7 protein-coding genes and 1 pseudogene are annotated in these 10,217 nt (G+C 72.4%); 2 read left to right on the top strand and 6 right to left on the bottom strand.

All coding sequences use genetic code 11. From position 1 onward, the window contains the following. Positions 1-31: 31 nt before the first annotated feature. The 4 genes and pseudogenes from ACFWY6_RS40065 to ACFWY6_RS40050 all read right to left on the bottom strand — a co-directional run. Positions 32-436, bottom strand: a pseudogene (locus ACFWY6_RS40065) (XdhC family protein); the annotation flags it as partial. Further along, the gene (locus ACFWY6_RS40060; RefSeq protein WP_384701212.1) at positions 429-2,573 is read right to left on the bottom strand and encodes a xanthine dehydrogenase family protein molybdopterin-binding subunit; all 2,145 of its coding nucleotides are present in this window, start codon (positions 2,571-2,573) and stop codon (positions 429-431) included. The gene ACFWY6_RS40060 and the pseudogene ACFWY6_RS40065, both read right to left, overlap by 8 nt. After that, positions 2,570-3,562, bottom strand: coding sequence for an FAD binding domain-containing protein (locus ACFWY6_RS40055; RefSeq protein WP_384701209.1), 993 nt, complete (start codon positions 3,560-3,562; stop codon positions 2,570-2,572). Before ACFWY6_RS40055 ends, ACFWY6_RS40060 begins: the two co-directional genes overlap by 4 nt. After that, positions 3,559-4,116, bottom strand: a complete 558-nt coding sequence (locus ACFWY6_RS40050; protein ID WP_384701206.1) for a (2Fe-2S)-binding protein — start codon at positions 4,114-4,116, stop codon at positions 3,559-3,561. Before ACFWY6_RS40050 ends, ACFWY6_RS40055 begins: the two co-directional genes overlap by 4 nt. 324 nt (positions 4,117-4,440) lie before the next feature. Here ACFWY6_RS40050 and ACFWY6_RS40045 point away from each other — a divergent pair, with 324 nt between their 5' ends. Next, the gene (locus tag ACFWY6_RS40045; protein ID WP_266869632.1) at positions 4,441-5,019 is read left to right on the top strand and encodes a TetR/AcrR family transcriptional regulator; all 579 of its coding nucleotides are present in this window, start codon (positions 4,441-4,443) and stop codon (positions 5,017-5,019) included. On the opposite strand, the gene ACFWY6_RS40040 is transcribed toward ACFWY6_RS40045, so the two are convergent. Further along, on the bottom strand, positions 4,982-6,505 hold the full coding sequence (locus ACFWY6_RS40040) for an MFS transporter (protein ID WP_384701203.1): 1,524 nt from the start codon (positions 6,503-6,505) through the stop codon (positions 4,982-4,984). The two genes, ACFWY6_RS40045 and ACFWY6_RS40040, sit on opposite strands and share 38 nt — an antisense overlap. A gap of 143 nt (positions 6,506-6,648) precedes the next feature. Here ACFWY6_RS40040 and ACFWY6_RS40035 point away from each other — a divergent pair, with 143 nt between their 5' ends. After that, a complete protein-coding gene (locus ACFWY6_RS40035; protein WP_384701200.1) occupies positions 6,649-8,958 on the top strand; it encodes an FUSC family protein in 2,310 nt (769 codons plus the stop codon). On the opposite strand, the gene ACFWY6_RS40030 is transcribed toward ACFWY6_RS40035, so the two are convergent. After that, on the bottom strand, positions 8,931-10,043 hold the full coding sequence (locus ACFWY6_RS40030; RefSeq protein ID WP_384701197.1) for an alkene reductase: 1,113 nt from the start codon (positions 10,041-10,043) through the stop codon (positions 8,931-8,933). The genes ACFWY6_RS40035 and ACFWY6_RS40030 overlap by 28 nt on opposite strands. Positions 10,044-10,217: the final 174 nt, after the last annotated feature.

Raw genomic sequence — 10,217 nt, 5'->3', positions numbered from 1 at the left:
CCGGTGGGCTCGGTGAGGTTTAACAGCCCCCGGCGGGGCCCGGCCCCCCGCGGGCGCCCGCCGCCGCCCCGCCGTTCGCGGCGGCCGAGAGCGCCGCCGCGAACACACCCCTGACGGGCGCCTCCGCGGTCACCGGCGTGACCAGGACCTCGATGACCCCGCCGCAGGTCAGGCCCACGGCGAAGGCGTCCTCGTCGCTGTAGCCGAAGCGCTCGCGCACCGCCGTGCCGTCCGCCAGGGCCTGCACGCACAGGTCGTACACGGCCCCTTCCACACAACCCCCGGAGACCGAACCGATGGCGGTGCCCTCGCTGTCCACGGCGAGGGCCGCGCCGGGCGGGCGCGGCGCGCTGCCGCCCACCGCCACGACGGTGGCGACGGCGAACGCCCGGCCCTCCCGCACCCATCGGTCGAGCTCGGCGGCGATGTCAAGCATCCCGGACTCCTGCCGCGTCCAGGACGCGGTCGGGCCGGATCGGCAGCGCACGATGGCGTACGCCGGTCGCGTGCCAGACCGCGTTGGCGATCGCCGCGGCGGCGCCCACGATGCCGATCTCGCCGATGCCCTTGATGCCCACGGGGTCGTCCGCGTCCGGGTCGTCGACCCAGTCCGCCTCGATGTCCGGCACATCCGCGTTGGCGGCGAAGTGGTAGCCCGCGAAGTCGGCGCCGACATGGCCGCCCGTCGCCTGGTCCCTGACCGCCTCCTCGTGCAGCGCCATCGACAGGCCCCAGATCATGCCGCCGACGAGCTGGCTGCGTGCGGTCAGCGGGTTGACGATGCGGCCCGCCGCGAAGATGCCGAGCATCCGCCGTACGCGCACCTCGCCGGTGGTGACGTCCACGGCGACCTCGGCGAACTGCGCCCCGTAGGAGTGCCGTTCCTTCTGCGCGAGCGCGAAGACGTACTCACTGGTGTCGGATCGCACGGTGATCCCCTGCGGCGGGATGTCGCCGCCCAGGGCCAGTTGCTCCCGCAGCTCACGCACCGCGGCCGTGACCGCCCAGCCCCAGGAGCGGGTGCCCATCGAGCCGCCGGAGATCGCCGCCGGGCCGAAGTCGCTGTCGCCGATGCGCACATGGACGCGGTCCTGGGCCACTTCGAGGGCCTCGGCGGCGATCAGGGTCAGCGCGGTCCGCGCCCCCGTGCCGACGTCCGACGCGGTGATCCGCACGGTGAAGGTGCCGTCGGCCTCCGCCGTCACGGCCGCCGTGGACGGCATCGCGATCACCGGGAAGGTGGCCGCGGCCGTGCCGGTGCCGATCAGCCAGCGGCCTTCGCGCCGCAGGCCGGGGCGCGGGTCCCGGTCCGCCCAGCCGAACCTGCGGGCGCCCTCCTCGAAGCAGGACACGAGGTTGCGGGAGCCGAACGGCAGCCCGGAGACGGGGCCGACGTCCGGTTCGTTGCGGGCCCGCAGCGCGATCGGGTCCAGGCCGGTCCGCTCGGCGAGTTCGTCGATCGCGGACTCCAGGGCGAACGATCCCGGAGCCTCGCCGGGCGCGCGCATGAAGGTCGGCGTCGGCACGTCGAGCCGCACGACGCGGTTGACGCTGCGGTGGGCGTCCGCGGCGTACATCGGACGCCCGAACCCGGCGCTTCCCTCGACGAATTCATGCACCTTCGACGTGAGGCTGTGCGCCTGGTGGCCGACCGCGCGCAGCCGCCCGTCGGCGTCGGCGCCGAGCCGGACGCGCTGGGCGGTGGGGCTGCGGTAGCCCGTGAGCGAGAACAGCTGGCGGCGGGTGAGGACGACCCTGACGGGGCGGTCGAGCACGGTCGCCGCCATCACGGCGAGGATCTGGTGGACGCGTAGGCCCTTGGACCCGAAGGCTCCGCCGATGTGCTCGGACCGCACCCGTACCGAAGCCGGGTCGAGCGAGAACAGCTTCGCCAGCTCGTCCGCGACCCAGGTGCTGCCCTGGTTGGAGTCGACGACTTCGAGGCGTCCGGCATCCCAGCGCGCCATCGCGGCGTGCGGCTCCATCGGGCTGTGGTGCTCTTCGGGCGTGGTGTACTCCTCGTCCACGACATGGGCGGACGCGGCGAGTTCGGCCTCCAGGTCGCCCTTCTCCATCTGGTGGTTGTCACCGTCCGGTGTGTACGTGTCGGGGTGCGCGGCGGAGAACGCGACGTCGTGCGGCTCCGCCTCGTACTTCACCACCAGCGCCTCGGCGGCCTCTCGCGCCTGCTCGGAGGTCTCGGCGACGACCAGCGCCACGGGCCAGCCGACGAACGGCACCCGGTCGTGCTGGAAGACCTCGACGATCGGGTCGGGCGGGCCGAGCATGCTGACGTAGTCACCGTCGACGCGTGGCGCGTTCCCGTGGTGCAGGACCGACAGGACACCCGGCATCTCGCGCACGGCGTCCGACTCGACCGAGCTGATCCGGCCGCGGGCGATCGTGGACAACACCAGCCAGCCGTGGGCGAGTTCGGCGAAGGGGACCTCCGCCGCGTACCGGGCGGAGCCGGTGACCTTGTCCCGGCCCTCCACGCGGGTGTACGAAGCGCCGACGGCGCCCGTCACCCCGGTGGATGTGGTGGTCGTGGTCGGCGTCATCGGTGTCCTCATCGGGGTGCCTCCTCGGTGAGCTCGGTCAGCATCGCGACGACGAGGTTGCGCAGCAGCGTCACCTTGTAGCCGTTGTGGGGCAGCGTCCGTGCGGCCGCCAGTTCGGCGTCCGCGGCGGCGGCGAACGCCTCGGCGGTCGCCGGGCCCCCGGTCAGCACACGCTCGGCCTCCAGCGCCCGCCACGGCCGGGACGCCACCGCACCGAAGGCGATGCGCACTTCGCGTACGACACCGTCCTGGACGTCGAGCGCGGCGGCGATCGAGCCGATCGCGAAGGCGTACGACGCGCGCTCGCGCACCTTGCGGTAGCGGGAGACGGTGGCGACCGGAGCCGGCGGCAGGGTGATGCCGGTGATCAGCGCGCCGGACGGCAGCGCGGTCTCCAGGTGGGGTGTCTCGCCCACCGGGAGGTAGAACTCGGCGAGCGGCAACTCGCCGGTCCCCTCGGCCGTTTCGTACGACACGACGGCGTCGAAGGCGGCGAGTGCCACCCCCATGTCCGAGGGATGGATGGCCACGCAGTGTCCGGAGGCGCCGAGGATGGCGTGGTTGTGGTGCTCGCCCTCGATGGCGGGGCAACCGCTGCCGGGAGCACGCTTGTTGCACGGCTTCGACAGATCGGTGAAGTAGCCGCAGCGGGTGCGCTGGAGCAGGTTCCCGCCGACCGTGGCCATGTTGCGCAGCTGTCCCGACGCGCCGGCGAGCACGGCCTGCGCCAGCGCAGGGTAGCGGCGGCGCACTTCGGGGTGGGCGGCGAGATCGCTGTTGGTGACGGTCGCGCCGATCCGCAGGCCGCCGTCGTCGGTGACCTCGATCCGGTCGAGGGGCAGCTCGCGCACGTCGACGAGCAGGGCGGGCCGTTCAACGCCCGACTTCATCAGGTCGACGAGGTTGGTGCCGCCGCCGAGGACGCGCGCGTCGGGGTCGGCGCCGAGCAGCGCGAGCGCGCCGGGGACGTCGATCGCGCGCCGGTAGTCGAATTCCCTCATGCCACAGCCTCCGTACTGCCCGCGGTCTCGTTCGCGGCCGCCTTGGCGACCGCCTGCACGATCGACACATACGCGCCGCAGCGGCAGAGATTGCCGCTCATCCGCTCTCTGATCTCGTCGGCGGTCAGCTGCGGCACGACCGCCTCGGGCCGTACGTCGGCGGTCGCCGCGCTCGGCCAGCCCGCGGCGTGCTCCTCGATCACCGCGATGGCCGAACAGATCTGCCCCGGCGTGCAGTAACCGCACTGGAATCCGTCGAGGTCGAGGAAGGCCTGCTGCACGGGGTGCAGCCGCTCGCCGTCGGCGACGCCTTCGATGGTGGTGATCACCCGGCCTTCGGCGGCGACCGCGAGCTGCAGACAGGAGACGGCCCTGCGGCCGTCGATCAGGACCGTGCAGGCGCCGCACTGGCCCTGGTCGCAGCCCTTCTTGGTGCCGGTCAGATCGAGGCGCTCGCGCAGCGCGTCGAGCAGAGTGGTGCGGTGGTCGACGGGCAGCGTGTGCTTTTCGCCGTTGATGTTCAAAGTGATGGCGCTGGACGTCGATGGAGCCACGATCGGCCTTCTTTCGCTTCTGTCAGCTTTTTCAGCAACTGCCGCTCAAGAGCGGGAGCGTGGAACGAGGCGATCCCGACGGTGAGTTCGGGAAGAGATGGCGCTGTGCGTAGGGGTGCCGCACGCGACACCGTCGAAGTGCGGCGAGAGGCTGTCGGCCGCGATCGCGACCGGCCATCCCCCGCCGGCTGATTCTGCCGGTATGGTGAGCCTAAGTGGACAGCTGTCCGCAAGCATTGAATTTACCGGACAGTTGTCCGCTTAGCAAGGCCGGCACGGGCTGCAACGAGCCGACCCACGCCGTGATTCCCGGGAGGAGGGCGAGTGCGGGAGCAGAAGGACGCACGGCTGCGCTCGGACGCGCAACGGAATCGCGAGCGCATCCTGGAAGTGGCTCTCGCGGAGCTGACGCGATCGGCCGACGCCCCGCTGAGCGCGATCGCGAAGAAGGCGGGCGTCGGGCAGGGCACCTTCTACCGCAACTTCCCCAACCGCGAGGCACTCGTCCTCGAGGTCTACCGCTACGAGGTCCAGCAGGTCTGCGACACGGCGTGCCAGCTGCTCGACACCCGCGCCCCCGACGAGGCTCTGCGGGAGTGGATGGACCGGCTCGCGCAGTACGCCATGGCCAAGGCCGGTCTGGCGGACGCGATGCGCAAGGCGACCCTCGCGAAGGGCACCCTGATCGGGCTGAGCAAGGGTTCGCTGTCCTCTGCGGTCGAGGCCCTCCTGAGGGCGAACGAGGAGGCGGGCACGATCCGCCCCGGCGTGACCCCCGACGACTTCATGCTCGCCATCGCGGGCCTCTGGCAGATCGACCCGCACGGCGACTGGCAGCTGCGGGCCGGACGGCTCCTCGACCTCGTCATGGACGGGCTGCGGGCCGGCGCCCCCGGACGATGAGCGGTGCGGTGACGCACGCCGCGGCGACGAGGATGCCGAAGGCGACGGTCAGGGCCACCGCGTAGCCGTGCACGGACGCGGCCGTCGGCGTGGCGTCGGCCCGGGACGCCAGGTGGGCGGCGGCCGCGCTCGCCGCGACGGTGTTGAGCAGGGCGGTGCCGAGCGCGGCTCCCAGTTGCTGCGACGCGTTGTACGCGGCCGCCGCGGCCCCGATGTCCTGCGGGCGCATTCCCCCGGTGGCCAGGCTCGCGGTCGGCGGCATGACGCAGCCGAGGCCGAGCCCCGTCAGGACAGGGGCGGGCAGCAGATAAACAGGCAGTACGTGCGTGCTCTGTGCGGTGAGCCGGGTCAGGACGAACATCCCGGCGGCCGCCGCGAGCAGCCCCGGCAGGATCAGCGCCGCGGGTGCGACGCGTCCGTGCAGCCGCCCGGCGACGAGCGTCGCACCGACCAGCGCGGCCACGGCGTTGACGATCAGCGTGAGGCCCGCCTGGACCGGCGAATAGCCGAGGACCGTCTGCGTGTAGTAGCTCATGAAGAGGTAGAAACCGAACATCGCGACGAACAGCAGGGTGATGGCGACGAATGCGCCGGCCCGCGCGCGGTCAAGGAGCACCCGCATCGGCAGCAGCGGTTGCGGCGCCCTGACCTCCACGGCCGCGAACGCGACGAGCAGCAGCACACCTGCCAGGAGGAGGGTGAGGACCAGCGGCGCGTCCCAGCCGCGCGGCTCGGCCTCGTTGAAGGCGTACACGATCGCGGCGAAGCCCCCGGCACTGAGCAAGGCGCCCGCCACGTCGAGCCGGCCGCCCGCCCCGCGCACCGGCCGGTCCCTCGGCACGAAGGCCGCGCCGAGTACGGCGAACAGCGCGACGGGGACATTGACGTAGAGGCACCAGCGCCAGCTCGCGTACTCGGTGAGCAGTCCCCCGGCGACCAGGCCGACGGCCGACCCGGCGGCACCCACCGCGGCGAACACGCCGAACGCCCGGCCCCGTTCCCCCGGTTCGGAGAAGGTGACCGTCAGGAGCGAGAGCCCGGCGGGCGCGAGCACCGCGGCGAACGCCCCCTGCAGGGCCCGCGCCCCGAACAGCACCCCGGGGTTCGCGGCGGCCCCGCCGAGCGCGGACGCGGCGGCGAAACCGATCAGTCCGATGAGGAACGTACGCCGGTGGCCGAGCGCCCCGCTGATCCGCCCGCCGATCAGGAGCAGCCCGCCGAAGGCGAGCGCGTACGCGGTGACGGCCCACTGGCGGCTCGCGTCGGACAGACCGAGGGCGCTCTGCGCGGAGGGCAGCGCGATGTTCACGATCGTCCCGTCGAGGACGACGAGGAGCTGGGCGGCGCTGACGGCGAGGAGGGTCCACAAGCGGCGTGGTCCTGGTGCGGGGCGCGCGACGGTCGGGCGGGCGTCGGGGCTGTGTGCGGTGTCAGCGGTGTCGGGGCACAGCTGTGCCCCGGGGATTTCCTTGTCTGCCGGATTCATGGCTTCAAGTCTTTCGTTGAAGTCGCCCCGGAGACTTTCGCCGCTTCCGCCCCTCGTCTTACGGGTCGAGACGCCCCCAACCCTCAAGCCCCGGTTGCGTCTTCCCGTGACAGAATCTCGGCCTGAACAGCGGCGATGAGGGTGTGAGCGCAGTGACACGGCGGACCAGGACCGGCACATGGGACCGCTTCGTGGCGTCGGACCCGGGGCTGCTGCGGCTGATGGCGGGGCTCCGGACGGTCGCGGCGATCGCCCTGACGCTCGTCGTGCTCGCCCTGTTCGGCACGGACGTCACGCACATGGTCGCGGGCGCCATGACGGCCATGGTCGCCACCTTCGCCATCAAGGAGAAGGAGGTGCGCGACCAGGCGGTCACGCTCGCGCTCGGCCTGCCCGTCTCGCTGGCGGCGATATCCCTCGCGGCGCTCCTGCACGACCAGGTCATCGCGGGTGACGTGTTCTTCGTGGCGCTGATCTTCGGCGCCGTCTACAGCCGCCGTTTCGGCGACCGGGGCACAGCCCTGGGCCTCATCGGCTTCCAGGTCTACTTCGTCTCCCTGTTCGTGGGCGCTACCGCGGCGGCGCTGCCCGAGCTGTATCTGGCCCTGACCGTCGCCTTCGTGTGCGGCGCCGTCGTCCGCTTCGCCGTCGTGCCGGAGTCTCCCGAACGTGACCTCGGCCGGCTCCGGGTCGCCTTCCGGGCGCGGCTCGCGCAGCTGGTGGCCACCCAGATCGAGCTCCTGGACGCCACCCCCGAGCAGTTGGAGAAGGTCCTCGACGAGCTGCGCCGTGGCACCGCCCGGCTGCACGAGACGGCCCTGATGATCCAGGGCCGCCTGGAGGAGGGCACACCGGACGCGGCGACCGCGGCCCTGGTGCAACGCCGTGTCGCGGACGCGGAGATCGCCGCCGAACGTCTCGGCGTCCTCCTCCTGAACGCGCGCAGCGCCGAACGCGCGGACACACTCACCCTGCATCTGCCGCACGCGCCCGTACCGGAGACCGGCACGCGGATCCACCCCGAGGACGACGCGACGCTCACCCTGCGCCGGGACCTGCGGGCGCTGCACCTGCTGGTGTCCCGGCCGGTCTCCGCCGACCGGGGCACGGCCCTGGCACACCTACGCAACAGGCTGCTCGGCTACCGCGACGAGGACAATCTGCCGCGGGCCTCGATCGCCGTCCAGGACGTCTTCCGCGGCATCGGTGAGTCCGCCCGCGCCGTGCTGGGACTGCGGCTCGCCCTGGACGGGCCGCAGGACGAGTCCGACGACTCTCCGGCGACGACCCGTTCCCGCGAGGAGTTCGACGCCGAGGACATCGCGATCGCCGGTGTCGAGCAGGCCGTGGAGCCGGAGGACGAGCAGGCCGGCCTCCGGCGCCCCACCACCAGGGCGGCATTCCAGGTGGCCGTGGGATCGACGCTCGCCATCATCGGCGGCGAGTTCCTCTCCACCGAGCGCTGGTACTGGGCGGTGCTCACCTGCTGGGTGGTGTTCCTCAACACCGCGTCGACGGGCGAGATCCTCGTCAAGGGCTATCGGCGGCTGCTCGGTACGGTCCTCGGCGTGGTCGCCGGTGTGGCCCTCGCGGGGCTCGTCGGCGGCCACACCTGGCTCGCCTTCGGCCTCGTACTGCTCTTCATCTTCGCGATGTTCTTCACCGCTCCCCTGTCGTACGCGCTCATGTCCTTCTTCGTCACGGCGATGCTGGGCCTGCTCTACACCCTCCTGAACACCTACAGCCTCGCCGTGCTCTGGCTGCGCATCGAGGAGACGGCGCTCGGCGCTGCCTGCGGCATCATCGCCGCCGTCCTCGTCCTGCCGGTGCACACCGACCGGCGCACCGACGAGCTGCTCAGCACGGTCCTCGCCCGGCTCGCCGACGTGGTGTCCGCCTCGGTGGAGCAGCTGAGCGGCGGGCCCGCGGCCGATCTCCTCGACAGGGCGCGCGACTTGGACACCGCGCTCGACGATCTGCGCGCCTCCATCCAGCCGCTGACCCACCCGATCACCCCGCTGCGCGGCCGCCGCAGGACCGCCCGCTATCTGGTGGCGCTCCTGGAGACCTGCGCGTACCACGCCCGTTCGCTGGCGGCGACCGCCGAACTCGTGCCCTACAGCAAGACCGTCGCCGCCGATCCACGCCTGGCCAAGGCCGGCCGGCACATCGCCCACAACCTCGACGTCATCACCGCGTACGTGGACGACGACAAGGCGGACGGCGAGGTCAGGGCCGGCGCCAGCATCGCCTCCATGCTGGAGGCCGACGGCCCCGGCGCGCTGCGCTCGGGCACGGTGACCTACCGCGTCCTGCGCCATCTGCAGCGCCTCGACGAAGGCGTGGTGGGCCTGGCCCGCCCGCTCGGCGTACCGGTCGCGGGACGCCGGGCGAGCAAGGCGAAGCGCGCCCGCGTGCTGCCCGCTCAAGGTGCGGACAGCACAGGCACCTGAGCCTCGGCGAGCACCGGGTAGTCGGTGTACCCGGCCGCACCGCCCGTGTACATCAGGCCCTTCTCGCGTACGGGGTTGAGCGGCGCCCCGATGCGCATCCGCTCGACCAGGTCGGGGTTGGCGAGGAAGGCGCGGCCGAGCGAGATCAGGTCGGCGCCCGCGGCGAGGAGCCGCTCGCCCGCCGCCCGTCCGCCGTCGGCGGGCAGCGGACCTCCCCAGCCGAGCACCGGGTTGGCGATGAGCGTGCCGGGCCAGTTCTTGCGGATCTCCTGGAAGACGGCCTGCTCCGGGTCGGCGAAGACGACGTGCAGATAGGCGAGGCCGCCCACATCCGCCAGGGCGTCGACGAGCGCCGGGTAGATGTCCTCGGTGTCGCCCTCGTCGATGCCGTTGACGGTCAGGCCCGGAGCGATGCGTACGCCGACACGCTCGGGGCCGATCTCGGCGGCGACGGCCTCGACGACCTCCACGGCGAAGCGGATGCGGCCGGCGACCGGGCCGCCGTAGGCGTCGGTGCGGTGGTTGGTGCCCTTCGCCAGGAACTGGTGGAGGAGGTAGCCGTTGGCGGCGTGCACCTCCACTCCCGCGAAGCCGGCGTCGACGGCGCGGCGGGCGGCCGCGGCGAAGTCCGCCACGGTGGAGTCGATCTCGTCGAGGGTCATCTCGCGTGGCACGGCGGCCGGCTGGTGCCCGCTCGGGGTGAAGATCGTGTCCGGCAGCGGCACCGGCGACGGTGCGACCGGCGTCAGGCCGCTGGTGTCGGGGTGGCCGACCCTGCCGCCGTGCTGCAGCTGCAGGAACATCCGGCCGCCCGCGGCGTGCACGGCGTCGGTGACCTGGCGCCAACCGGCGACGTGCGCATCGCTGTGGATCGCCGTGATGTTCGGGTAGGTCTGGCCGACCGCGTTGGGCGTTGCGGCCTCGGCGATGATCAGCCCGGCGGAGGCGCGCTGTGCGTAGTAGGTGGCCATGATCGCCTGCGGGACGCCGTCGGCGTCGGCGCGGTTGCGCGTCATCGGCGCCATCACGAGCCGGTTGGGGAGGTCCAGAGTGCCGAGCTGAGTGGTTTCGAACAAGCGGGACATGGCGGTACCAACCTTCGCGGTGTCTGCGGCCGACTGTTCTCCGTCGCCGTCTGGGACGACTGTGCCGTTGCCCGCTTCGGAAGAGCTGACGGTCCGCTGATGGTCGTGCGACCGCCCGCTGATGGCCCGTTGATGGTCCGCTGATCATCGTCTGACGTGCGCTGTGTACGGTGG

The sequence above is a fragment of the Streptomyces sp. NPDC059037 genome, assembly GCF_042740015.1.
Taxonomy (GTDB): Bacteria; Actinomycetota; Actinomycetes; order Streptomycetales; family Streptomycetaceae; genus Streptomyces.
The sequence above is the reverse complement of the archived record's forward strand: the minus strand, read 5'-3'. Positions and strand labels throughout refer to the sequence as shown.

Excerpts from the sequence above, each read along its gene's own strand:
- ACFWY6_RS40060 (WP_384701212.1), bottom strand. The coding sequence starts at position 2,573 with ATGAGGACACCGATGACGCCGACCACGACCACCACATCCACCGGGGTG.
- ACFWY6_RS40055 (WP_384701209.1), bottom strand. The coding sequence starts at position 3,562 with ATGAGGGAATTCGACTACCGGCGCGCGATCGACGTCCCCGGCGCGCTC.
- ACFWY6_RS40040 (WP_384701203.1), bottom strand. The coding sequence starts at position 6,505 with ATGAATCCGGCAGACAAGGAAATCCCCGGGGCACAGCTGTGCCCCGAC.
- ACFWY6_RS40030 (WP_384701197.1), bottom strand. The coding sequence starts at position 10,043 with ATGTCCCGCTTGTTCGAAACCACTCAGCTCGGCACTCTGGACCTCCCC.